At 57.5% G+C, this 22,999-nt stretch carries 21 protein-coding genes; 11 read left to right on the forward strand and 10 right to left on the reverse strand.

The window, feature by feature from the left end; genetic code table 11:
- Positions 1-42: 42 nt before the first annotated feature.
- The gene (locus tag PYTT_RS07270) at positions 43-759 is read right to left on the reverse strand and encodes a hypothetical protein (protein ID WP_067777434.1); all 717 of its coding nucleotides are present in this window, start codon (positions 757-759) and stop codon (positions 43-45) included.
- Between the two features lie 194 nt (positions 760-953).
- Between PYTT_RS07270 and PYTT_RS07275 the strand changes: the two genes are divergently transcribed.
- The 5 genes from PYTT_RS07275 to PYTT_RS13355 all read left to right on the forward strand — a co-directional run bounded on the left by PYTT_RS07275 (position 954) and on the right by PYTT_RS13355 (position 9,257).
- Positions 954-1,628, forward strand: coding sequence for a hypothetical protein (locus PYTT_RS07275; RefSeq protein ID WP_067777432.1), 675 nt, complete (start codon positions 954-956; stop codon positions 1,626-1,628).
- A 57-nt stretch (positions 1,629-1,685) separates the two neighbouring features.
- Positions 1,686-6,065, forward strand: a complete 4,380-nt coding sequence (locus tag PYTT_RS07280) for a glycoside hydrolase family 2 TIM barrel-domain containing protein (RefSeq protein ID WP_067777431.1) — start codon at positions 1,686-1,688, stop codon at positions 6,063-6,065.
- Between the two features lie 22 nt (positions 6,066-6,087).
- On the forward strand, positions 6,088-6,852 hold the full coding sequence (gene hisF, locus PYTT_RS07285; protein WP_067777430.1) for an imidazole glycerol phosphate synthase subunit HisF: 765 nt from the start codon (positions 6,088-6,090) through the stop codon (positions 6,850-6,852).
- 126 nt (positions 6,853-6,978) lie between these two features.
- Positions 6,979-8,124, forward strand: coding sequence for a MalY/PatB family protein (locus PYTT_RS07290; RefSeq protein ID WP_067777427.1), 1,146 nt, complete (start codon positions 6,979-6,981; stop codon positions 8,122-8,124).
- A 377-nt stretch (positions 8,125-8,501) separates the two neighbouring features.
- Complete coding sequence (locus tag PYTT_RS13355; RefSeq protein WP_141675875.1) at positions 8,502-9,257, forward strand: hypothetical protein; 756 nt, start codon at positions 8,502-8,504, stop codon at positions 9,255-9,257.
- A 90-nt stretch (positions 9,258-9,347) separates the two neighbouring features.
- On the opposite strand, the gene PYTT_RS07300 is transcribed toward PYTT_RS13355, so the two are convergent.
- Both PYTT_RS07300 and PYTT_RS07305 read right to left on the reverse strand, forming a co-directional pair.
- Complete coding sequence (locus PYTT_RS07300) at positions 9,348-10,352, reverse strand: IdeS/Mac family cysteine endopeptidase (RefSeq protein WP_067777423.1); 1,005 nt, start codon at positions 10,350-10,352, stop codon at positions 9,348-9,350.
- A 180-nt stretch (positions 10,353-10,532) separates the two neighbouring features.
- Positions 10,533-10,883: a hypothetical protein gene (locus PYTT_RS07305; RefSeq protein WP_071133369.1), complete on the reverse strand. Its 351-nt coding sequence runs from the start codon at positions 10,881-10,883 to the stop codon at positions 10,533-10,535.
- A 273-nt stretch (positions 10,884-11,156) separates the two neighbouring features.
- On the opposite strand from PYTT_RS07305, the gene PYTT_RS07310 reads away from it, so the two are divergent.
- Positions 11,157-11,609: a hypothetical protein gene (locus PYTT_RS07310; protein ID WP_071133370.1), complete on the forward strand. Its 453-nt coding sequence runs from the start codon at positions 11,157-11,159 to the stop codon at positions 11,607-11,609.
- 178 nt (positions 11,610-11,787) lie between these two features.
- Here PYTT_RS07310 and PYTT_RS07315 read toward each other — a convergent pair whose 3' ends face one another.
- Positions 11,788-12,435, reverse strand: coding sequence for a Crp/Fnr family transcriptional regulator (locus PYTT_RS07315; protein WP_067777420.1), 648 nt, complete (start codon positions 12,433-12,435; stop codon positions 11,788-11,790).
- Between the two features lie 70 nt (positions 12,436-12,505).
- Positions 12,506-13,933, reverse strand: coding sequence for an assimilatory sulfite reductase (NADPH) hemoprotein subunit (locus tag PYTT_RS07320; RefSeq protein ID WP_156850342.1), 1,428 nt, complete (start codon positions 13,931-13,933; stop codon positions 12,506-12,508).
- Between the two features lie 182 nt (positions 13,934-14,115).
- Here PYTT_RS07320 and PYTT_RS07325 point away from each other — a divergent pair, with 182 nt between their 5' ends.
- The 5 genes from PYTT_RS07325 (at position 14,116) to PYTT_RS07345 (ending at position 18,550) form a co-directional block, all read left to right on the forward strand.
- The gene (locus PYTT_RS07325; RefSeq protein ID WP_067777416.1) at positions 14,116-14,385 is read left to right on the forward strand and encodes a TIGR04076 family protein; all 270 of its coding nucleotides are present in this window, start codon (positions 14,116-14,118) and stop codon (positions 14,383-14,385) included.
- Positions 14,386-14,402: 17 nt separating this feature from the next.
- Positions 14,403-15,110: a Crp/Fnr family transcriptional regulator gene (locus PYTT_RS07330; protein WP_083076935.1), complete on the forward strand. Its 708-nt coding sequence runs from the start codon at positions 14,403-14,405 to the stop codon at positions 15,108-15,110.
- Positions 15,111-15,228: 118 nt separating this feature from the next.
- A complete protein-coding gene (locus tag PYTT_RS07335) occupies positions 15,229-15,579 on the forward strand; it encodes a cupin domain-containing protein (protein WP_067777415.1) in 351 nt (116 codons plus the stop codon).
- A 28-nt stretch (positions 15,580-15,607) separates the two neighbouring features.
- Complete coding sequence (gene hcp, locus PYTT_RS07340) at positions 15,608-17,224, forward strand: hydroxylamine reductase (protein WP_067777413.1); 1,617 nt, start codon at positions 15,608-15,610, stop codon at positions 17,222-17,224.
- A gap of 384 nt (positions 17,225-17,608) precedes the next feature.
- Positions 17,609-18,550 carry a hypothetical protein gene (locus PYTT_RS07345; protein WP_141675874.1) on the forward strand — a complete coding sequence of 314 codons (942 nt, stop codon included), beginning with the start codon at positions 17,609-17,611 and terminating at the stop codon, positions 18,548-18,550.
- A gap of 70 nt (positions 18,551-18,620) precedes the next feature.
- Here the strand turns inward: PYTT_RS07345 and PYTT_RS07350 are convergent, their stop codons facing one another.
- From PYTT_RS07350 to PYTT_RS07370, 5 genes are all read right to left on the reverse strand, one after another.
- Positions 18,621-18,944, reverse strand: coding sequence for a hypothetical protein (locus tag PYTT_RS07350; protein ID WP_067777407.1), 324 nt, complete (start codon positions 18,942-18,944; stop codon positions 18,621-18,623).
- Entirely contained in the window at positions 18,941-19,390 is a 450-nt protein-coding gene (locus tag PYTT_RS07355; RefSeq protein ID WP_141675873.1) for a hypothetical protein, read from the reverse strand. The genes PYTT_RS07350 and PYTT_RS07355 overlap by 4 nt, the downstream gene beginning before the upstream one ends.
- Positions 19,391-19,700: 310 nt before the next feature.
- Positions 19,701-20,807: a DNA alkylation repair protein gene (locus PYTT_RS07360; RefSeq protein WP_067777447.1), complete on the reverse strand. Its 1,107-nt coding sequence runs from the start codon at positions 20,805-20,807 to the stop codon at positions 19,701-19,703.
- 128 nt (positions 20,808-20,935) lie between these two features.
- The gene (locus PYTT_RS07365; protein ID WP_067777402.1) at positions 20,936-22,252 is read right to left on the reverse strand and encodes a malic enzyme-like NAD(P)-binding protein; all 1,317 of its coding nucleotides are present in this window, start codon (positions 22,250-22,252) and stop codon (positions 20,936-20,938) included.
- A 136-nt stretch (positions 22,253-22,388) separates the two neighbouring features.
- Positions 22,389-22,871: a DUF805 domain-containing protein gene (locus PYTT_RS07370; protein ID WP_067777400.1), complete on the reverse strand. Its 483-nt coding sequence runs from the start codon at positions 22,869-22,871 to the stop codon at positions 22,389-22,391.
- Between the last annotated feature and the right edge of the window lie 128 nt (positions 22,872-22,999).

Consider the following 22,999-nt stretch of genomic DNA (forward strand, 5'->3'; position numbering starts at 1 on the left):
ATAAGATGCGCCGCGAGGCGCTGTTGTTCAAATTCCGTTGTTTTATTCCTCTACGACTTCTTCTTCACCGCTCTTCGGGTCGCCGAAGACACGTTGTTCTCCGGTGGCTGCGCGGTTCGGAATCTGGTCCGTCTGGTACTGGATAATACAGAAGGAAATCATCAGGATGGCGCCGATGATGGACATGACGAGGATGAAGGTGCTTTCCTTCTTTTCCTCTTCATCCGTGTCAACGGTTTTGGTGCTGCCGGCTGCTTTGGTGGAAAGTCCTGCCGGGCGGGAGCCGATCGGTGAGGTCAAGGGGCGAGTGGCGGAGGGCATGGCGCCCGTGGCCTGTCCCGGTGCTGTCGCGGCAGGCGTTGTGCCTTCGCGCTGGGGCAGAAGGACGGTTTTGACTGCATCGGACGAGGCTGTGCCGGGACGAAGTGGGACGGATGGCGCGCCGGGGGCTCCGGGAGGAGTCAACGGAATGGTGGCCGAGGTCGGAGGTTTGGGAGGCATGGGCGCTCCGGGCATGGCGGGCGGCACGGGTGCCGTCGGGCGCGTAGGAGGAGCAGGAGGCGGCACCGGCATGGTTGCGGCACCGAGTCCGGGAGCCGTGGGGGGTACCGGGGCGGACGGTGCGCCGGGGCGCGTAAGGGGGATGGTGGGTGCGGTAGGCGCTGCTGCTCCGGGCACAGGAGGCGGCGCCGGCATTCCGTTCGGAGCCGGAGGGACGGGCGGCTTGACTGGAGAGGGAGGAGGCGGTGGGTTGCTCATAACGTGTAAAGATGTAAACCGACAGCGCGGCGATTTCTCTTTATGGCATTTTTCCGTCAGGATGGCAAGCAGGAAAGATTGATTCTCCAAAAAAACCATGTGAGGTACCCATTCCATCTTTCGTGTGAGGCTTTTTCCCTGCTGTCCAGCTCCGTTCTTGCCAGTGGGCGGTTTCTCGTGTATGGTGCGCGAGCATGAAACCGCTTACACGTATCGCCGAGACTTCTTCCCAGGATGGTTTGTCATGGGAGCTTTGGGAGCGCGACGGCCAGTTTTTCCTGTTGCATGACGGGGTGCAGTACGCTTCCGCCTTTTCCCACGGGAGCGACGATGCCATGGCCGAGATGGCGATGTCTCCGATTACCCGGGCGAATCAGCCGACGCTGCTTTTCGCCGGGGTGGGGCTCGGGTTCCCTTTGGCTGCCGCCGTGGCGTGTACGCAGAAGGAGAAGGCGAGTTTCATCGTGGCGGAGCCCTGCCCGGAGCTGGTTCGCTGGCAGACGCAGTATCTGGATGCGTTGCATCCCGGCCTGTGGGATGATAACCGTATTTCCGTGGAGAAGATGAGCGCCGTAGAGGTGGCTCGCCGCCGTTCCGGCAGCCTGCATGCGATTATCGTGAAGTCCACGCATGCCCGCTATGCCTTGTCGATGGGTGAAGCATCCGATTTCTTCGGCGCGTTGAAGGGCGGCGGCCTGCTGCTGATTTCCCTGTCCAAGCCCGACAAGCGGCTGGAGGGCCTGCTGCGCCGCGCCGGCTTCGAGGTGACGACTACGTCGGTTCCCGCTTCCCACAAGGGCAAGCAGGCGAAGTTCCATACGATCGTGCTGGCCCGCCGCGGCCGGTTTGTTCCGTTCGCCCAGAAGTAAAAGGGCCGTTCGTGTTTTTTTTGAAAGATTCCCTTTTTCCTATCAGTATATCCTATCATGAATTTTCTGACCAAAATGACCGCGCTCGTGACTTTGGCCGGTTCGGCGCTGGCGGATTACACGCCGCACTCCGACTGGGAGAATCCCCAGAACCTTTTCCAGAACAGGGAAGTGTCCCGTGCTTTCTTCGTCCCGTTTGCCAACAGGGAAGAGGCTTTGAAAGGCAAGCGCGCCGATTCTTCGCTGGTGCAGTCGTTGAACGGCGACTGGAAGTTTTCCTGGGTGCCGCAGCCGGACAAGCGGCCTGTGGATTTCTACAAGCCCGAGTTCGATGTGAAGGACTGGAAGACGATTCCCGTGCCTTCTTCGTGGCAGATGGAGGGCTACGGCATTCCCATCTATTCGAACCAGCGTTACGTGTTCGTCCGCAACTGGCCGTTTGTGATGGCCGATCCGCAGGGCGACGAATCCAGGTATTCGACGGTGAAGGAAGAGCGCAACGCCGTCGGCTCCTACCGCCGCGATTTTACGATTCCTCAGGATTGGGACGGCAAGGAAGTATTCCTGCAGTTCGACGGGGTGGACTCGTTCTTCTACCTCTGGGTGAACGGTCAGAAAGTCGGTTTTTCGAAGGATAGCCGCACGGCTGCCGTGTTCGACATCACGAAGTATCTGAAGCCCGGCAATAATGTGCTGGCTGTGGAAGTGTACCGTTTCAGCGACGGTTCCTACCTCGAGTGCCAGGATATGTGGCGCCTCTCCGGGATCTTCCGCGATGTTTTCCTGTATGCTACTCCGAAGGTGCATGTACGCGATTTCTTCGTGCATACCGATATGGAGGATAATTATGCCACGGGCAAATTGAGCGTGGATGTGGATGTGCGCAATGTGCAGGGTAAGCCGGAAGCATTCAGCCTGAGCGCCGAGCTGCTTGATGCGGATGGGAAGAAGGTGTGCAATCTTCAATCCGGTTCCGGCAAGGTGCTGCCGTCCGGCGACTATCAGGTTCCGCTTTCTGCTACGGTGAAGAATCCTCTCCTCTGGAGCGCGGAGAAGCCGAATCTCTACCGCCTGCTGATGACGCTGAAGAACAGGAAGGGCGAAGTGACGGAGGTGATCTCCCGCAAGATCGGCTTCCGCGATGTGAAACTTGAAAACGGCCGTTTCCTCGTGAACGGACAGGCCGTGAAGCTGAAGGGTGTGAACCGCCATGAAAGCCAGCATGCCAACGGCCATGCGGTGACGGAAGCAGAATGCCTGGAAGAAATCCTGCTGATGAAGCGCGGCAACATCAACCACGTCCGCAATTCCCACTATCCGCAGCCCGCCTATTTCTATGATCTGTGCGATGAATACGGCATCTACGTGTGCGACGAGGCCAATATCGAATCCCACGGCTATTATTACGGCGAACAGTCGCTCAGCCATCCCGAGGAATGGAAGGCTGCCCACGTCTGGCGCAACCAGAACATGGTCGAACAGTCGAAGAACAATCCCTGCGTAGTCATCTGGTCGTACGGCAATGAAGCCGGACCCGGCGCCAACTTCGAGGCGGTGCGCGACTGGATCAAGTCCCGCGATACTTCCCGCGTGACGCAATACGAACGCAACAATTCCCTCGCGGATCTCAATTCCAACCAGTACCCCTCCGTGAAGTGGGCGCAGGCTACGGCTGCGCAGAAGCTCAACAAGCCGTGGTATATCTCCGAATATGCCCACATCCTCTGCAATGCCATGGGCAATCTGAAGGATTATTGGGATGCCATCGAAAGCAGCGATTCCATCGTGGGCGGCGGCATTTGGGAATGGATTCACCAGTCCTACGACAAGAAAGTCAAGCTGCCGGATGGTACGGAAGTCACCATGCAGGCCTACGGCGGCGATTTCGGCGACTATCCGAACGACGGTATTTTCTGCGTGAAAGGCGTCATTTACTCCGACCGCACGCCGACTCCCCTCTGGGAGGAAGTGCGCCGCGTGCAGCAGAATGTCGGCTTCTCCATTCAAGGACTGGAAGACAACGGGCAGACTCTCCTCGTTTCCATCAAAAATAAGCACTACTTCACCAATCTGGATGAATACCAGGGCAAGTGGGAGCTTATGGAAGAAGGCTCCAAGGCAGTTGCCTCCGGCAATTTCTCCCTCAATGTGAATCCGCAGGAAACGGGCACGCTGGCCCTTCCGCTCGAACTGCTGGTCAAGGACAATCCCGATCTCGGCAAGAAGGAATACTTCCTGCGCGTGAGCTTCAGCCTCAAGAACGACACCAACTGGGAAAAGGCAGGCTATGCCATCGCATCGGAACAGCTTCCGCTGACGGCCGATCTGCTGCAGGTCAAGAAGCAGGCGGATATCGTCTCCGCTTCCGGCAAGAAACTCAACGTCACCAATGAGGACAAATCCCTCATCGTGCTTGGCGACAACTTCGGCGTCTCCTTCGACAAGCAGACGGGCGGCATCATGAGCTACAGCGTCAACGGTGTCGAACTGATTTCCGACAAGCCTACGGTCAAGCTGAACGCCTACCGCGCTCCGCTCGCCAACGACAAGTGGGTCATGAACCAGTGGTTCAATGCCGGGCTCCGCAACCTTGAGCACAAGGCTTCTCCCTTCGTCGTCGAAAAACTGCCGACCGGAGCCGTGCGCATCTCCTGCGACATCGTCTCTCAAGGCACGCGCCGCGAGCGCATGGACGGCTACGATTCCGGCCACGGACAGATCGAAGATCTCGGCCCGCTGAATGAAAAAGGCTTCCGCTTCCGCACGAATATCAACTACACCGTGCTGCCGAACGGCATCGTGAGCGTGCAGGCCGGTATCAATCCCGAAGGCGGCCAGCCCATCCTGCCGAAGCTCGGCTACATCATGGAACTGCCCGAACGCCTCAAGAACGTGACGTGGTATGGCCGCGGCCCCGTGGAAAACTATCCCGACCGCCGCGCCGGTTCCGACATCGGTATCTACAAGCAGACGGTGGAAGGCATGGTCGAACGCTATCCCAAGCCCATGGAAATGGGTAACCGCATGGATACCCGCTGGGTGGCCCTGACGGACGACAACGGCGCGGGCCTTATCGTCTCCGCCGCATCGGACACCACGATGAACTTCTCCGCGCTGCCCTTCACGCCGCAGGCCATCACCAAGGCCGCCCATCCGCATGAAATCGAGCGTGCCGGCAAGAGCATCCTCACGGTGGACGCCCTTACCCTCGGCCTCGGCGGCGCTTCCTGCGGCCCCATTCCGATGGAGCGCGATATTCCCGTCGCCCGCCCGACTTCCTTCGGCTTCTCCCTGCGCCCCGTCATGGCCGGAGAAAATCTTGCCGATCTTGGCCGCAAGGTGTTGCCTCTCACGGCTTCCGTCACGATTTCCCGCGACAAGACGGGCCTCGTCCGCGCCGCCTGCTCGACCCGCGACGCCAAGATTCACCTGACGCTGCCGGACGGCACGGAAATCGTCTATGACAAGCCCTTCATGATGCGTGAAGAAGGCACCATCCGCGGTGTGGCCAAGTGCGAAGGCCGCCTGGATTCCGAAGAAACCAAGGCTCACTTCGATACGTGGCTGCCCAGCAACCTGATGCGCATCGTCTCCGCCTCGTCGCAGATGCCGGGCCGCGAAGCCGCATGGAGCCTGATCGATGGCCGCAAGGACACTTACTGGCACTCCCAGTGGAAGCCGAACATGGATCCGTTCCCGCACACCGTCGTTGTCGACATCGGCGTGCTGACGGAACTGCGCGGCATTACCCTGACTCCGCGCCAGGACCAGAACAGCGGTCGCGTGGCCGAGACCGAGATTTATCTCTCGAAGGACGGCACCACCTGGAACGAACAGCCCGATGCCGTAGCTCTGATGGATGATTCCGATGTGGACCGCGAAGTCACCTTCGCCGCGCCGACGGCCGCACAGTTCATCAAGCTCGTCTTCAAGCGTGCTACGAACGATCGTGCCGCCGCTGCCATGGCCGAACTCTCCCTGCAGCCCTCCAAGGTGCTGGGGCAGTACCCGCCGCGCGCCCTCTTCTCCATTCACTTCGTCAGCAGTGAAATGCCGAATGAAGGCGAAGTCGCCAATCTCATCGACGGAAATCCGAACACCTACTGGCACTCCCTGTACGGCCTGACGCTGGCGAGCTTCCCGCACGAAGTGCAGCTCGACCTCGGCGCGACCCTCAATGTGAAGGGGCTCAAGTACCAGCCTCGTACGGACAGCGCATCCGGCCGCGTGAAGGATTACGAAGTGTACGTCAGCATGGACGGCAAAAACTGGGGCAACCCCGTCGTCCAGGGTTCCTTCCCGAATACGGATGCCCAGCAGGTGGCCAAGTTCAACAAGGCCGAGCAGTGCCGCTACATCCGCTTCGTCGCCAAGAGCGCACAGAACGGCGGAGACAGCGCCTCCATTGCCGACCTCGACGTGGAACTTGCCGACTGATCACCCGAACCGAATTCGCCGCATGCTGGCCAAGCGCATCATCCCCTGTCTGGACGTCACCAACGGACGCGTCGTGAAAGGCACGAATTTCGTGCAGCTTCGCGACGCGGGCGACCCCGTGGAATGCGCCATCGCCTATGACCGCCAGCAGGCGGACGAACTCGTCTTCCTCGATATTACCGCCTCGTCGGACGGCCGCGCCACCATGGTGGACGTCGTCCGCCGCACGGCGGAGCAGTGCTTCATGCCGCTCACCGTCGGGGGCGGCATCCGCAAGGTGGAAGACATGCGCGAGATGCTCCTTGCCGGGGCCGACAAGGTATCCGTGAATACGGCTGCCATCCATCGCCCCGAACTCGTCACCGAGGGTGCGCGCGCCTTCGGCTCCCAGTGCATCGTCGTCGCCATCGACGCGAAACTTTACGCGCCCGGCCAGTGGAAAGTTTCCACGCACGGAGGCCGCAACTTCGTGGAACTCGACGCCGTCGAGTGGGCGAAGGAAGTCGCCCGCCTCGGCGCAGGGGAAATCCTGCTTACGAGCATGGATGCGGACGGCGCGAAGACCGGGTACGATATCGAACTGACACGCCGCGTCAGCGAGGCGGTGAACATCCCTGTGATCGCCAGCGGAGGCGCAGGGAACCTCGACCACATGGTCGAAGTGCTTGAACGCGGCAAAGCGGATGCCGTGCTGGCGGCTTCCATCTTCCACTTCGGTGAATACACCGTGCCGCAGGCCAAGGCCTATTTTGCCGAGCGCGGCATTCCGGTGCGGCCCATTGTCTGACCGCCCTCTCTTCCTTTTCCCGATTGTTCCGTTTTTCATGCCTGCGGCATGCTCAACCCTTGAAATACATGGTTTTCTCCCTCGACATCCCGCAGGGAACCCGTTAGAATCGGAAAAAAGAACACCATGGAAGAACATACGGAAATCTTTGATATAGAAATTCCGCGGCGTGGCACGGGTTCCATTAAGTGGGATCTCCATGCAGAATTGCAACCCTACTGGATCGCCGATATGGACACGCCGTCCCCGGAATGCATCCTGAAAGCCCTGCACGAACGTGTCGAACACGGCATATTCGGCTATTCCTACCCGCCTGCGGACATGTTCGATGTGCTGACCCGCTACATGCACGACCGGCACCATGCCGACATCAGGCCGGAATGGTGCGTGCCGATGACGGGTTGCGTGCCCGCACTTTCCCTCGTGGCGCGGACGTGGTGCAAGCCCGGCGATGCCGTGATGACGTGCAGCCCCGTGTATCCTCCCATTCGCTCTGTCCACAGGGATGCCGGCTGCGATCTCATCGAAGTGCCGCATGTGTGGGACGACGGTGCATGGCAGTTCGACTGGGAGGCTCTGGAAAAGGCGTGGCAGCCTGCGGCGCGACTCTTCGTTCTGTGCAACCCGCAGAACCCTCTGGGCCGCGTATGGACGGAAGAGGAAGTTACCCGCCTCGCCGAATTCTGCGAACGGCACGAGATGATTCTTTGCTCCGATGAAATCCATTGCGATCTGGTACTGGACGAACAGTCGGAGCATTTCACCTGCATGCGCCTGCCGGACCGCCTGCGCCGCCGTTGCATTACCCTGACGGCACCGAGCAAAACCTACAACATCGCCGGGCTGGGCTTCACCTTTGCCTGCATTCCCGACGATACGATGCGCGATACCTTTCGCCGCACCATCGGCTGCACTCTGCCGGAGATCAATTGCTTTGCCTACGTCGCTGCCCGCGCTGCCTACATGGAAGGCGAGCCGTGGAGGCAAAGGCTCATCCGGCACCTGCGGCGCAACCGCGACCTCGTGTATTCCTATGTAGCGGAGCATATGCCTGCCATCACGATGCATCCCATGCAGGCTACCTATCTGGCGTGGATGGACTGCTCTGCGTTGGGCGTGGAAGATCCGCAGGGTTACTTCATGGAAAAGGCCGGGGTGTTTCTCAATTCCGGTGCGCCTTTCGGCTGCCCGCAGCATGTGCGCTTCAACTTCGGCACTACCCGCGAACGCCTGTTGAAAGGGCTGGAAGCCATGGCGAGAGCCATCGGGTGACCGGGTTGTTTGTGTGATTTTCGATTGCAAGCGCGTCCGTTGCCATCGCGGCGGACGCGCTTTTTGTGGGCTGGTTTAGAGCGGAATAATGGCTTTTTTGTGCGTTTTTATTGTATAAAATGCGATGTATTCATTTGGTTGTAAATAGAAATATTGCGCGGATATTTAATCCGTACGTCAATTACTTGTTACGTAATACATCACAAGGTGAGCATTATGAACAGAACGCGATGTATAACATTATTACTCTAAGCTATTGCAATGAAAAGAGGAAGGATGGTCATACGGATTGCATTTTATTTAACTTAATTCCCATATGTGATATTTATTTTATTGCAAATGCATAACGGATTAAATATCCGTATAATAATACCGCTATGCGTTGTATTTATTTTTTACTATCGATGTTGGCATGCGGAACACTCACCGCCTCGGAGAACGAAAACACTTATTACCTCGATTTCGGTATCAATTCAAGCGAGGCCATCTCAGGTAGAAACCATCTTGGCGAAAAAGATGACCATGAAACGACAATTGGTCATATAACATTCACTATAAATGATTTGATTGCAAATAAAGGAAGCTCGTCCGGCATCAGCGCCTCGTATGCCAGCAATAGTCAAACCCCGCCAGCCAATACTCCTCTTGATCTAACTTGGAATAATACAAATGTTTCCTTGGACGGTATCAATACGTCGAGCGGTTTCAGTGATGTATTTTGCTTCGTTAGTCTTTCCAATCTCAAAGCCACCAACACATATTCCATCTCCTTGCTCATGTCTTCTGTGAAAGACAGCATGACAATCTACACCAATCTCAGCGATACTGCCACTTTTCAGTCTGCCTCCTATTATCAGAATCTAGAAACAGGAGAAGCCATTCCATTGGATTTATCCAACGCCACATCTGCTGGAACCACATTCCATGGACTGACTACTGATGACATACTGATAAAAATCAATTTTACCGGATCAGAAAGTTTCACCTTCGGAGCCATATCCAACTCTTCGGAGTCTTTCACACTGGCCGGGCTCAGTATTCAGGAAAACATGCCCATTCCCGAAGCCTCCACAGCTGCCTTGAGCCTTTGCTTCGGCATGTCCATGCTTTTCAGGCGCCGCAGACGCGCTTGAAACGAACAGTCAAGAAATGCCCCGGCTCCGCTTTTGCATCGGCGGGGCTTTTTCGTCGGCAGATCACGCCTCCGGCGCACGGATAGCACTTCACTCCGCTCGTCGTCGGCGTTTCCATGCCAGCATGCAGCATCCGCCAATCGACAACAAAGCGGCGGCAGGTTCCGGGATCGTACGGGAACCCAGCGGCGCAGTCAATCCGTGTATCGTCGTCAATTCCCATCCAGTGAAATTTTCCGGATCATAGGCATACCGTGCCGTTTCGGAATCAATGCCATCCAGATAGAGATCCCCGCGCTCGGACATTTTCAATGCCTGCCGGTACATGCCGATGGCATAGTCGTCCGAATCGGTCAAATACAAAACTAGATCACCGGCGGCATCGACGTCGTATCCCCACATCGTAATGGCATGGGCGCCGGTTTCCGATCGGAGAGTAAGCGTCGTCCCCCAGTTATTGTCAATATAGCTTTTAACAATCCCGGAAAATCGTTCCTCGTACCTCATATCCCCTTCCGACCAGAAGGAATACGATTGAAAAAGCGGAGATGAAATTTCTGCGCTATCAAACACGAGACCGAGGTCCGACCAGTACGCCCCCGTGTATGCGGCGGTGGCCTCCAGCTGGGAGGATGTGCTGAAATAGATATCCGGCAGCATGCCGCCATTGAACCACCAGTTCCACGCCTGCTCGACCTGGCCTCCACCATTGCTCCACGAGTGGGTCAGAGCCTGATAAATGGAGAGCTGAGCCACTTGGGGCATGGCCTTATAGGTAGCAGCATATCCATTCGGAACCGTATCCGGTACATCGGTTCTCGTATCCTGCCACCATTGCAGAATATTGGAAGCGGCCGCCGCCCAGCACATTAGAGAGTCAGTTGGCTGGGTGTAGTATTCCGCAGGTTTTGTTGGCGTCGGATCTGTCCACCAATTCGGTTTTTCCAGAGGCCAGTCGTTCCACATGACTTTCTTGTTCACATCATACCATCCTCCGGTCTCGGAGACATTGCGGACGAATACGGGAGAAGCGGAGGCTGTGGCAAAAATGAGTAAAGCCAGCATGCCGCCGCCGGAAGCGAGGATTTTTTTCATGATACGTTCAGTGTAAGTTGTTTTTTTACTAAACAATAAATAACCCAAAGTCAAGATTATTCTGACTGATTATCAATTGCTCGATATATATTCAACCGATTTCGGCAATCAACACCAATAAAAAGGCCTTCCTGTTAGAAAACAGGAAGGCCGGCAACAAATCGATGTTTTACCGAAGAATCAGACTCCGTGGTATTCCTGAATGGTTTTCAATCCTGCGACTTTGCCCTTGATGCAGCGGACGGCGGTTACACAGGCGCGTGCCGAGGTAAGGTTGGTGCAATACGAGATCTTATTGCCGACGGCACTGGCGCGGATGGCGATTTCGTCCGCGCGGGTGTCGTGCGAGCCGGGCGTATTGATGATGAAGACGATGTCGCCGTTCTTGATGCGGTCCACGATATTCGGGCGGCGGCCTTCATGCACTTTGTAGGCGCGTTCGCATTCGATGTCGTGCTGCAGCAGGCGGATCATGGTGCCGCGTGTGGCGCAGAGGTCGTAGAAATGGTCTGAGATGCATAACAGCCGCACTCCGTGAGGAGTTCGACACGGATATTGTATCCGCCGTCAAGATGAAAGATGGAAATTTGTTTGTTTTGGAAGAATTAGTGGATCGGATAGATTTTCAATAAATCAATTTTCGTTCATTTAACTTTATTATTATTTGTTTCTTTTTATTTATTGTAAATAATATGTGAATAATTAAGAGAGACGGCGGATACAATATCCGCTAGGCTTGTTTCGGCTGGAAGAAATCGTCAGAACGAAAGATCTTCCACATAGAAGTATAATAGAACAACAATCATGAATACGAAACAATTGATGACAGCACTGGGTTTCGCCATTGTCGCAACTTCATTGGCCAGCTGTGGCGGAGGGGGCGGTGGTGGAGGTGGAAGTGAACCGGATACTGTAAAGATTATACCGGATAAGTTGGTTGAAGGGAATTATTCAACTCTGAAAATAGACGGTTATAAGACTATACGTCTCAATCCCGGAGGGTCTGCTTTGATTGAAGGAACCAATCTGACGGGAGAGTGGTCTTTTAATCAGTATGGCGCCAAAAATTCAGGCAAGTTGTCGGCGGTTCTATCATCCCAATCGACACGGTTTGAAATAGCAGGAGATCTTGCCTTTCAGAATAAAGCGGATATGGTGACATATACTGGCATATTCTCCGGCACTGTAAGATCTCAAGCATCGCAGAGTGATAAAAGTGAGAATGTGACGGCTAATTTTACTTTGATTCAGCGTTAGCAATATTTATTTCCTTTTCTGCGCCATGGAGTATGCGAGGAGGCCGTCGGTTGGATAATTCGATATGGATCGTGTGGTCCGGAACGGATAATGGTTTCGCTTTCCTCCCTTTTTGCATGGGGGAGGTTGTGGGTGAAAGCGCGGGAGGAGGTGTCATGCCTCCCGCGTTTTCCGTTTTCTACGGTTGAGGCGGGAGGAAGAGGTCGAGGTCGGCGCATTGGAGCATTTTGCCCTGTACGCGGATCAGGCCGCGGCGAGTGAGGGCGGTGAGGGCGCGGGAGACGCTTTCCCTCGTGGTGCCGAGCATGGCGGAGAGTTCTTCGCGGGAGAAGCGGAGTTCGATCGTGTCGGTCCGGGCGTGTTTGCGGCGGTGTTCGAATTGTTTGCGAAGGTAGTTTTCCAGCCGTTCTTCGACGGAGTGGAAGACGATGCTTTTGAGGCGGCGGGTGGCGATGTTGTGTTCGAGCGAGAGGGTGCGGAGGAGGAGGGCGGCGATGTCCGCCCGTGTTTCCATCAGGGTGTTCAGGATGCTGGCCGGGATGGTGAGGATGTCGCCGTCTTCCATGGCGGTGGCGGTGTAGGGGTACGGCGTCGAGGCCAGGGAGCAGGTGAGGCCGATGATGCGGTTGGGCCTGATTTCGCCGAAGATGAATTCGCGGCCCTGTGCGGAGGTGGAGGCGAGCCGCACCCGGCCCGAGAGGAGGCAGTAGACGGCTTGCGGTTCGTCGCCTTCGTAAAAGAGGCGCTGGTGTTGGCGGTAGCGGTGGGCGTCGCCGTGCGGCAGGATGAGTTCCCGGAGGCGGATGAGTTCCCGATTGTCTTTCATGCCGGATGAGCCGCCTGTGCGGCTTTCCGATGGTAGCGCGTTCGTTCCGTCCGGGCAATCCGTTTGTGGTTCATGCGCCGCCGGAGTTTTCCATTCGGTCGATGTGCTGGAGGATCCAGTCTCCGAAGGTGAGGCCGGGCTGTTGCCGTTTTTGTGCGGCATACAGGTGCAGGAGCGGTTCCATGTAGCCGGGGAATTCGGCGATGGGCAGGGCTTTCCGGAGGAGCCGGGCTGTGCGGTCTCCCTGCCTGCTGCCTCCGGCGAAGAGGTCGTAGATGCCTTCCGCCCTGCCGATGAGGGCGAGTTCGGCGAAGAGGGGGCGGGAGCAGCCGTTGGGGCAGCCGGAGATGCGGAAGGAGATCGGTTCGCGGGCCAGCCCGCATGCGGCCAGCAGTGCGTCGAGAGCGGCGGCGGTTTCCTGTTTGATGGAAGAGGCGGCGGCTTGCGCCCGTTTGCAGTGGGGCAGGCCGCGGCAGGCCGCCGAGGCGATGGAGAGCGGGGTGTGGCCGTCGGGAGTTTTGAGGCGGGCGTGGATGAGGTGGGCCGTGTTGCGGTCTTCGGGGTGCAGGCGCAGGTGGCCTTGCGGTGTGAGGCGGATGCGTTGCTGCAGCAGGGGCAGGTGTTCCTGCAGGGCGGTGGCGAGGGGGTAGCCGGGAGTGTCTGCGAGAGTGCCGGATGGGACGGGGATGAGGAGTTCGTCGGCGTCGCCGTGGCCGCTCCATTCGCCCGAGCTGAGGAAGATGGGGGCGTGGCCGAGGAATGGGGTGAAGCCCGCCTGCCGGAGTCGGTCGCCGATCCAGTCGAGCCCTCGCGTGGCGATGAGGGATTTCAGGCGGCGTTTGCGCGGGTTGTCCGGTTCTCCGTGCGCGGCGTTGAGGTCGAGGAGGTGCTGCGCTGCGCGGACGGCTTCGCCGCAGGGGTACAGGCCGAGCCATGAGGCCGGGCGGGGCGCGAGGGCGGGGCTGCCCCCGTGGATGCCGCCGCCTCCGCCCGCGAAGAGGTGGATGTGGCCGCCGGGGCGGTCGTTTTTCGGGACGACGAAGGCGAAGTCGCAGCCGTAGAGGCCGTGTTCATGGTGGGGCGGCGTTTCGAGGCAGATGCGGTTCCGTTTGTGCAGGGAGGCGAAGCGGGTTTCCGGAGAGGGGGCGGAGGCATGGACGATTTTCCCCCGGCTGCGTATCTGGTGGTAGGGGTAGGAGACTGGTTCGGAGAGGGCGTTCAGTTCGCAGGCGAATGCTGTCCATTCGGCGTGTGCATTCCCTTGGAGGAGGAGGGTGGAGATGTCGGCGGCGCGTTCTCCGGCGGCGGCATGGAGGTTCATGGCTCCGGCAAGTGCATCGCCTTCTGCTGCGGCCTGTTCGTCCGTGCCGGATTTCAGGGGGATGGCGATGGTGGAGAAGGAGGCGAGGCGGCAGGCCTGCGGCGCATGGGCGAGGGCCGTTTGCAGCTGGGCGGGGTGGATCAGGCCGTCGAGGAAGCTGTATTCGAGCGTGTGCATGGGAGGGAGGTGCAGTGTGGTGAATGCGGGCTGCAGTTCTGTCTGCGGAGCGGCTGGCAGGGCCTGTTTGGTTTTCTTCCGGGGTGCGTGGGTTGTGCGGGCCAATATAGCGGAAGGCAGCTCGAATTTCTGTGATATGAATCACAGACGCGGCGTTTTTTCCGGTGCATGATGGTGCGGTTATGCCCGAAAGACCAAGGATTACGATTACGCTGGTGGATCGCAAGGGCCCGCGCGGTTGCCACCGGGGCCACAGGGTCGGAGATTCGTTCGATTTCGATACGGAGCGCGGGAAGTTGTGCCCGATGGCCATGCATGTGGCGTTCCCGTATGTGGATATTTTGCGCTACGGCGGCAGCATGCCGGGTACGGATGATCCGAATGTGTGCCTGTTCTGCTGCCCCGATGCGGATGTGATCAATGTGTTCCGCATCGAGCGGCATGCCGGGTAAAGGAAGGAGCGGATGCCATGGAGATGAAGAGCGATGCGGACAGGCTGGCGGCTTTCATGCAGTTTCCGTTGTTTGCGGGGCTGTCCCGGCAGGATTTGGCCGAGTTTCTGGAAGATGGGGTTGTGCAGGTGGTGAAGTATGGGCGGGGTGATGTGCTGTTCCATGCGGGGGACGAACCCCGGTTTCTGTTCGTGCTGCTGTCTGGCGCGGTGCATATTTGCCGGGATTCGAAGGAGGGGCGCCGGATGATCGCCGCAACGGTGGATAGGCCGGGTGAGTCCCTCGGCGGCGTGTATCTTTTTTTGAAGAAGCGTTCTTATGACCGTTATGCCGTGGCGGATGGGCAGGCGGCGTTGATTCGCATTTCCCGGGATTTTTTCGAGGATCCGTTGTCGGCGGTGCGTCCGTATTACTCCCGATTGATGATGAATCTGCTGAGGATCGTTTCCGAAAAGGCGTTCATGCTGAACAGGAAGTTGCAGCTTCTCTCTTCCGGCGGCCTGCGTCGGAAGATTGCGGGGTTCCTGCTGGAGCGCGAGGCAGCTTGCGGCGGGCGGCCCGTGAGAATGAAGCGCGAGGAGATGGCGGATTTTCTGGGTGTGGCGCGCCCATCCCTTTCCCGCGAGCTGATGCAGATGCAACGCGAGGGGCTGTTGCTGGTGGAGGGGAAGGAACTTCGCCCCAGAGACAGGGAGGCTTTGCAGCGGCTGGCGGACGGTGAATGAGGGGGGCTTCCGGTTGTCGGTGCCGATTTCTCCGGTTTTGTGACATGCACGGCCGGGAAATCTTCGGTTTCGTCACATCCGTGACGGAATGTTCCGGGAAGCGGGTTATGCTGGAGGAATGGAAAGCCAATTGAAAAACATTCCGATGTCGGCCGTGCTGGCATTGCCGGAGCTGGTCCCCTGCCTTCCGGGGCAGATCGCCAGCGTGACCCTGTCCACCAACGAGTGGGTGCGCATCACGCTGTTCGCCTTTTCGCTGGGGGAATCCCTCAGTACCCATTCCGCCGGGGGCGATGCTCTGGTGCAGGTGCTGGAGGGGCAGGCGAGAATCGTGATCGACGGCCGCGAGTTCCGTCCGGCGGCGGGAGAGTCCATCGTCATGCCCGCCAGAGTGCCACATTCCGTGCATGCCGAGTCGGATTTCAAGATGCTGCTCACAGTCGTGTTCCCTCCGCAGGTGAAATTCTGAACCAATAAAGACCACCATTCCAACCATCATGAATATGTTTTGCTATCAATGCCAGGAAACCGCCGGAGGCACCGGCTGCACCAGAATAGGCGTTTGCGGGAAGAAGCCCGAATTGTCCGCCCTGCTGGATATGCTCGTCTGGACTACCAAGGGGCTGGCCGAAGTCGCGGTGCGCCGCCGGGAGAAGGGTTTGCCCGTTTCGTCCCGCGTGGCGGAGATGATCAACGACAATCTTTTCATCACGATCACGAATGTCAATTTCGACGAGGAAGCGGTCGCCTCGGCCATCCGCGCTACGCTGGAGCGGAAGCTTTCCCTTTCCATCGGCCTTGACGGCCTGTCCGAAGCCGCTTTGTGGCAGGGGCCGGAAGAGGTTTGGAAGGATAAGGCGCTCCGCATCGGCGTGATGTCCACGGAAGACGAGGACAGGCGCAGCCTGAAGGAGCTGGTGACCTACGGCTTGAAGGGTTTGTCCGCCTATTGCAAGCACGCGTGGGCTCTCGGCTGCCGGGATGAAGGGATCGAGGTTTTCATGCAGCGCGCATTGGCCGCTTTGCTTGATGAGACGATGCCGGCGGAGGATTTGACGGCTCTTGCCTTCGAAGCCGGAAAATACGGGGTGGACGGCATGGCTCTGCTCGACCGGGCCAATACATCACGCTACGGCGATCCGGAAATGACGCAGGTGGGCATCGGCGTGCGCTCTAATCCCGGCATTCTCATTTCGGGCCACGATCTGCGGGATCTGGAAATACTGCTGGAACAGACGGCCGGTACAGGCATCGACGTGTACACCCACGGCGAGATGCTTCCGGCGCATTCGTACCCCCAATTCAAGAAATACCCCCACCTTGCGGGCAACTACGGCAATGCGTGGTGGAAGCAGAAGGAGGAGTTTCGCTCCTTCAACGGCCCTATTCTGATGACGACCAACTGCATCGTGCCTCCGGACGAGAGCTGCAAGGCGCGGCTGTTCACCACGGGTACCGTCGGGTATCCGGGCTGCGTCCACATCGGGCAAGACGAAGCGGGAAGCAAGGATTTCTCGCCGTTGGTCGAGCTGGCGAAGCAATGCCCTCCGCCGCAGGAGATCGAGACGGGCAGCGTGACGGGCGGCTTCGCCCATGCGCAGGTGCTGGCTCTGGCGGACAAGGTGCTTGATGCCGTGCGGTCGGGCGCCATTTCCCAATTCGTCGTCATGGCGGGCTGCGATGGCCGCTTCGGCTCACGCGAATACTATGCCGACTTCGCGCGGGCTCTCTCCCCGGATACGGTGATTCTTACCGCCGGATGCGCCAAGTACAGGTACAACAAGCTTCCGCTGGGAGACATAGGCGGCATTCCCCGCGTGCTTGATGCAGGGCAGTGCAACGATTCGTATTCCCTCGTGCTGGTGGCTCTCGCCCTGAAGGATGCTCTGGGGCTGGACGATATCAACGACCTGCCGATCGTTTACAATATCGCGTGGTATGAGCAGAAGGCGGTGATCGTGCTGCTCTCCCTGCTGTATCTGGGCGTCCGGAATATCCGGCTCGGCCCCACGCTCCCGGCCTTCCTGTCGCCCAATGTGGCAAAGCTGCTGGTCGAGCAATTCGGCATCGGCGGTATCGGTACGGTGGAAGAGGATATCAAGGCGTTGGCCTGATGGCGGCGGTGCGCGCAGCATCGCTCCGTTCCCTGCAGGAACCCGGCTTCGGATGGTTTTCCGGAGCCGGGTTTCGATCATGATGACATCGGCTGTTTATTTGCGTTGTTGTTGTATTATTTTGTTATTTTTTGTGCTTCCCAAAATAACAAATGGTATGTAGATTATACATTAGAAATAACAATTCGATAATATGTGCAATGAACAGCAAAAGAATTTGAGGGAGGGCAAAAGTGGGCGAAGACAATGTATCTGTGAAGAGGATATCGCTCCCCGGCGAACGTGGGCGACATGGGTGAATGATTTTTAATTGATTTGTGCGGCAGCCTCTTGCCGGGCATTGTTTTTTTGTCTGCATTGAGTATATGGACGTATGTTACCTTCTTGCCTGGTATCGACAATACTACTCAGGTTTTTCACAACCTGATGCAGGGGTTGGAACAAGCCAACGCATTTTTCATTTTTTTCTTTTTGTGTATTGCATATATCGCCGGATTTCTGTTTTATCGCCGCGATGTCGTTTTGCCGGATTCCGTATCGCAGCTGATAAAGATATGTACGGTTTATTGTAATTGGCCTGTAGTTATTTATGTGCTCTATGGCATCGTTTTCTGTTGCCTGCCATTTACAAAAATTGTTTTTTGGTATCAAAAACGCCTCCTGAAACGATGCAGACTGGCGCCCCCTTGTTCGGAGGCGGCGCAGGAGTGTAAGACGGTGTATGATGAATGGCCCAAATGCGCGCAGTACAATGAATGTTCCAAAGAGCCGTTGCCTGGCTGTTATGTGAATCGTTTGAGGAAATATCCCTATGAAGATTTTAATGGATATTATTTGAAGAAACGCGGTATTGACCATTTGAAGGATTATGCCAAATGGGACGCGGTAGGGGATGGTTCCAACACATCAAGCCGTACGTCCAAACGGTCGACGGAAGCTTACAAAGCAGTGTTGCATTATTATGCGCCCTTCCAATGCAGAGATATAGATCGGTTGGAAGCTCATGTGCGCCTGTCTTCATCGTTATGGTACATCAGCCGCACAATCGGGATTATATGCATTCTCTATCTGCTGTTTTCCGCTTTGTCGTTCCAATGGGTAAACAGCAAATATAATGCGGTTGTGGTCAATGTCTATATGCTGATCGCCGCGATTACCATCAGTTACTTTTCAGCCTACTTTCTGCATTATTTGAGAAGGAAGGAAGTGTTTATGATTCTGCAGACGGCTTATATTCTCGGCGAGTCTGACCCTGCTATCAAGCATGTTTTAACCGGGAGCGGCGAGCCGCGTGCATCGTCATGCGGCGAGGGAAATTCGCGCTGATGTTGGGCGGCGAATGAATTCAGGGGGAGTTTTTTCTTGTGTTTGAACGGCGGCTTCGCTCTGCTCCCTCTTAATAGAAGGAGATGCCTTCCTGCTGGTCGGCCCATTCGCTGCGGAGGGCGATGGAGTCGGGCTGGCCGTGGCGGTACTGGTCGTACTTGTTGCGGTCGAACCGGATGACCCGCACATGGACGCCGCGTGCACGGGCGTAGCGGATGATGTCGCGTGCTTCGCCTTCTTCCTTGAGGGCGCGGGCTGCGTGGGCATAGCCGAAGGAGGCAGGGCAGAGGCGGTCCATGGGGTTGTCGTAAATGGGGACGACGATTTCCATGTCTTCGCAGTCTTCGGGATCGAAGGCATCGATCAGATCCCGCATTTCTTCAAAATCGTTCATGATGATTTTCGGGTGAAAATTTTGGTGGCCGCCGGGCGTTCGGCCGTGGGCGGCGGCATTTCGTGGATGTGCCTCCGGGTGGGATATCCGGTCCAGAAACTGAATCCGCAATCCGTCTGGTAGTTCGTGTGGCACCGGGTGCAGCGGAGGCGCAGCTGGCGGTCCCACCATGGGCCTATGCTGAACCATGTCCGGGTGTGGCGGCAGCGTGGGCAGGGAATGCCGTACAGGGAGAGGATGCCGGGCAGAATGGCGACGATGACGACGGCGACTACGAAGATGGCAAAGGCTATAAACGGGATGTCTTCGCCCGCGAGGGAGAACGCCGCGAGTGAGGCGGCAAACGCGGCGGCCAGCAGCCCGAGCCGGATATATATGCGCCGATAGATGCCGCGGACCTGTTCGTAGCACCGGATGACAGGGATGGTTTCCGAGGTGTATTTCATGAGGAAGGGAACGAAGGGTTCTTCAGCGGCCAGCAAGTGATGCGTTGTTCCATGCAATCCGTTGGGAAGCGGTGGCGACACTGCAGGACGGCATGCCGTTTCATATAGGCATGAAAGGCTACGGTTTTCGGACTGTCGATGTATGCGCCCATGGCGTTTCGTTTGTTCCCCGGTTGATGGATGGTGTGCGGCGAATTGTTGTCTTTTCTTAAATAACGTTTGAAAACGTCGCCGTCTTAAAAAAATGCCGCTTTTTTTCTAATTTTTTTTGCATGAACAGCGTTTTGGCGACGGTCGGGCGAGACCCTGCCTATCGGGAGGCCACTACCTCGAAATCAAGAGTACCTCTCCCGATGCCGTTGACAAGCAGCGTGATCGAATGGGTGCCGGGGTAATGCCTGCGCGTACTTGCATCGGCAAAGGAATGTTTTTTGGTGTACGGCTTCTTCCCGTTTGCCTTCATGGAAGGTTCCGATATCTTGAATATCTTGCGGTTTCGTTTGCCGTTCGCTTTCACATAGTCAATGCCATATTCAAGCCGTACTTTGGTGTCTTTGCTTGTTTCGATCGTGAAGGAAAAGGTGAGATCATCCCCTATGGGAATCGATGCCGGGTTCAGAGCGAAGCCGTCCACATGTACACAATCGGTATCTGCGAATCCGAAGAGGGCCAGCGCATCCCTGTTGCCCTGTTTGAGAAGCGTCCTGCACCCGTGCTTCACAATCCAATCGGTATGTTGGTTTTTACCGTACCAGTCCCGGGCGATTTTTGCTATCAGGCCGGGATGTGTTTTGGAAATGTCGTTGAGGTTGTTGGCGACGCTTTTGCGGACATACAGCGACGGGTCGGCTTTGAGTCGCTCCAGAATGGCAAGTACCGGCGACGGGTCCTTTTTGAAGCCGGGCAATGCCTGCCCCCACGGCAGCTGCGGGCGGCAACCCTCGCTGGCAAGCCGCCTGACATGTTCGTTGCCATGCCCGGCCCATGCGGCCATCTGCGCCATCATGCGCTTCTCATGCCTGATGATGAAAGGCCTTACGGCAAACTCGGCGGAGGAGGATGGAGTGTATCGTTCCAAGGCGGCTATCGACAGATCCCAATGGCGTTCATCCTGCCCGTAGACTTCGACGAAGTCCGGGAAGTACATGGAAGCATAGTCGTTGAATCCGGCAGGATAGCCTGCGACGACCCGGTCGATGATGCCGAGAGCCTGCTCGTAATCGGCCGGCAGATGCTTTCCCAGATTGATGGCAATCCACCGCATGCGGGCTTTCAGTTCCAATGCGTCCCATGTTTCGTCCATAATGCCGTTGACAAAAGCATCGACTCGGAAAGCAGGATGGACGGCGCGTATGCTCGCAGCGAGCCGGTGGAGCGACTCGCCGTTGTAAAACCTGTGTTTCAGTAATTCTGCCACGTGCTTTCCTTTCAATAAACGGCATCATGTATGTGGCGGTTCACGCCATCTGCCGAAGAGGAATAGCCCTGTTGTTGATTCAAAGAAAAAGGCCGGGTCGATGCCCGGCCTTGTCTCTGTGGAGGTGTTTATTTGTAAGAATCTACGAGCGCGTGGGTGCGTTTCGAGACGTGGGCGATTCTGGATTTGAGAGCCGCCTTGTAGGCTTCCACATTGTTCAGCAACTCGGGGTTTTTGGCGACTCCGGAGATGATGGCCGCCTCGGCGATGGCCGGGCAGAGGTATTCGATCATGCGCGGGTCTAGCGGTTTCGGAATGACGTAGTCGATGCCGAATTCCAGAGGCTTGCCGCCGCTTGCCTTGACGACGGATTCCGGTACGGGCTGCTTGGCGAGATCCGCCAGCGCGCGGGCGGCGGCTATTTTCATCGGCTCGTTGATGCAGGTGGCATGTACGTCGAGCGCGGCGCGGAAGATGTACGGGAAGCAGGAGACGTTGTTCACCTGGTTCGGCCAGTCGGAGCGGCCGGAGCCCATGATGCAATCCGGGCGGGCGGCCTTGGCATCGTCGTAGGTGATTTCCGGGTCCGGGTTCGCGCAGGCGAAGATGATGGGGTGCGGGGCCATGGTTTTGACCATTTCCGGCTTGAGCAGGCCTTTCTTCGAGAGGCCGAGGAAGATGTCCGCTCCTTGCAGGGCGACTTCCAGCGAGCATTCCTCGCTCTGGGCGAACTGTGCCTTGGTGGCGTGCAGGTCGAGGCGTCCGGTATGGATGAGGCCGCGGGAGTCGAACATGTAGATGTTTTCGCGGCGTACGCCGAGAGCCATGTAGAACCTCGCGCAGGCGATGCCGGCGGCTCCGGCTCCGACGACGACGCATTTCATGTCTTCGAGGTGGCGGTTCGTCAGGTCGGCGGCGTTCAGCAGGGCTGCGCCGGAGATGACGGCGGTGCCGTGCTGGTCGTCATGGAAGACGGGGATGTTCATTTCCTGCCTCAGGCGTTCTTCGACCATGAAGCATTCGGGGGCCTTGATGTCTTCGAGGTTGATGGCGCCAAAGGTCGGCTCCATGGTTTTGATGACTTCGATGAGCTTTTCGGGCTGGGTGACGTTCAGTTCGAGGTCGAACACGTCGATGTCCGCGTAAATCTTGAAAAGAAGTCCCTTGCCTTCCATCACGGGCTTGGAGGCGGCGGCTCCGATGTTGCCGAGGCCGAGGACGGCGGTGCCGTTGCTGATGACGGCGACGAGGTTGGATTTTCCGGTGTAAAGTGCGGCGGCGGCGGGATCCTCCTGAATGCGGAGGCAGGGTTCCGCAACGCCCGGGGAATAGGCGAGAGTCAGGTCCTGCACGGAAAAACAGGATTTGCAGGGCAGGACTTCAAGTTTGCCGGGGCGTGGGAATTCGTGGTATTGAAGAGCTTCTTGGGCTAAGTTCGAACTCATTGTGTATGCGAAGTACGAGAGACGGCATCGCGCCGCCTTCGCGCGAGAGTTTCGCCTATGTGCCGCAGAAATTCAAGCAAGGAGTTTGCCCTTCCATGACATGAAGCGGGCGGAGGCGTTTCAGGAAAGGCCGTTTTCAGGCTTCCGGAGCCTCTTCGTTCCGTGCGGCCCGGCGGTTTAGAGGGGCAGGCCCGTACTTGTTCGGGCCGGGAGTGGATTGCATGAGGGCGATGGCGATGAAAAGAATCCACGCCCCGGGGTGCGTATAGGCCATCGCCTGGAAAACATCTTCAGGCAAGGAGATGATGCTTTGGACAAACAGGCAGACGATGGGCGCCAGCACCCACCATCCGCTGTGCGCGGCATCGCGCAGGCGGCGAATGCTCATGACGATGAGGAAGAGCGTGCTCGGCAGCAGCAGGCTCTGCATGACTGTGTGGAGCATGTCCGGCTCTTGGGTGCCGGGCGTCCATGAGTGGAAGTAATCCCACAATGCCCATGAGTTCAGGCAATCGGCCAGCAGGAAGAGCAGGAGCCAGGGCAGGTAGCCGCGCCGTCCGAGGCGGGAGAAGAATCGGCGGCGGGCGGGAGCAGATTGAGCCGGGGAAGAATCGGGCATGATCCTATGATAATGCATCCCGCCGGATTTGCCAAGCCGAATGAGGCCTGTTCGTCTCCCTGTTTCCGATAAAAAGGCATGGGCCGGATGCTCCGGCAGTGGATGCCATGGTACAATGCCTCTTGCCG

This window comes from Neoakkermansia glycaniphila, assembly GCF_900097105.1.
Classification (GTDB): domain Bacteria; phylum Verrucomicrobiota; class Verrucomicrobiia; order Verrucomicrobiales; family Akkermansiaceae; genus Akkermansia; species Akkermansia glycaniphila.

Excerpts from the sequence above, each read along its gene's own strand:
- PYTT_RS07290 (WP_067777427.1), top strand. The coding sequence starts at position 6,979 with ATGGAAGAACATACGGAAATCTTTGATATAGAAATTCCGCGGCGTGGC.
- PYTT_RS07300 (WP_067777423.1), bottom strand. The coding sequence starts at position 10,352 with ATGAAAAAAATCCTCGCTTCCGGCGGCGGCATGCTGGCTTTACTCATT.
- PYTT_RS07270 (WP_067777434.1), bottom strand. The coding sequence starts at position 759 with ATGAGCAACCCACCGCCTCCTCCCTCTCCAGTCAAGCCGCCCGTCCCT.
- PYTT_RS07350 (WP_067777407.1), bottom strand. The coding sequence starts at position 18,944 with ATGAACGATTTTGAAGAAATGCGGGATCTGATCGATGCCTTCGATCCC.
- PYTT_RS07315 (WP_067777420.1), bottom strand. The coding sequence starts at position 12,435 with ATGAAAGACAATCGGGAACTCATCCGCCTCCGGGAACTCATCCTGCCG.
- hcp (WP_067777413.1), top strand. The coding sequence starts at position 15,608 with ATGAATATGTTTTGCTATCAATGCCAGGAAACCGCCGGAGGCACCGGC.
- PYTT_RS07320 (WP_156850342.1), bottom strand. The coding sequence starts at position 13,933 with ATGCACACGCTCGAATACAGCTTCCTCGACGGCCTGATCCACCCCGCC.
- PYTT_RS07310 (WP_071133370.1), top strand. The coding sequence starts at position 11,157 with ATGAATACGAAACAATTGATGACAGCACTGGGTTTCGCCATTGTCGCA.
- hisF (WP_067777430.1), top strand. The coding sequence starts at position 6,088 with ATGCTGGCCAAGCGCATCATCCCCTGTCTGGACGTCACCAACGGACGC.
- PYTT_RS07335 (WP_067777415.1), top strand. The coding sequence starts at position 15,229 with ATGGAAAGCCAATTGAAAAACATTCCGATGTCGGCCGTGCTGGCATTG.
- PYTT_RS07280 (WP_067777431.1), top strand. The coding sequence starts at position 1,686 with ATGAATTTTCTGACCAAAATGACCGCGCTCGTGACTTTGGCCGGTTCG.
- PYTT_RS07355 (WP_141675873.1), bottom strand. The coding sequence starts at position 19,390 with ATGAAATACACCTCGGAAACCATCCCTGTCATCCGGTGCTACGAACAG.
- PYTT_RS07365 (WP_067777402.1), bottom strand. The coding sequence starts at position 22,252 with ATGAGTTCGAACTTAGCCCAAGAAGCTCTTCAATACCACGAATTCCCA.
- PYTT_RS07325 (WP_067777416.1), top strand. The coding sequence starts at position 14,116 with ATGCCCGAAAGACCAAGGATTACGATTACGCTGGTGGATCGCAAGGGC.
- PYTT_RS07275 (WP_067777432.1), top strand. The coding sequence starts at position 954 with ATGAAACCGCTTACACGTATCGCCGAGACTTCTTCCCAGGATGGTTTG.
- PYTT_RS13355 (WP_141675875.1), top strand. The coding sequence starts at position 8,502 with ATGCGTTGTATTTATTTTTTACTATCGATGTTGGCATGCGGAACACTC.
- PYTT_RS07330 (WP_083076935.1), top strand. The coding sequence starts at position 14,403 with ATGGAGATGAAGAGCGATGCGGACAGGCTGGCGGCTTTCATGCAGTTT.
- PYTT_RS07370 (WP_067777400.1), bottom strand. The coding sequence starts at position 22,871 with ATGCCCGATTCTTCCCCGGCTCAATCTGCTCCCGCCCGCCGCCGATTC.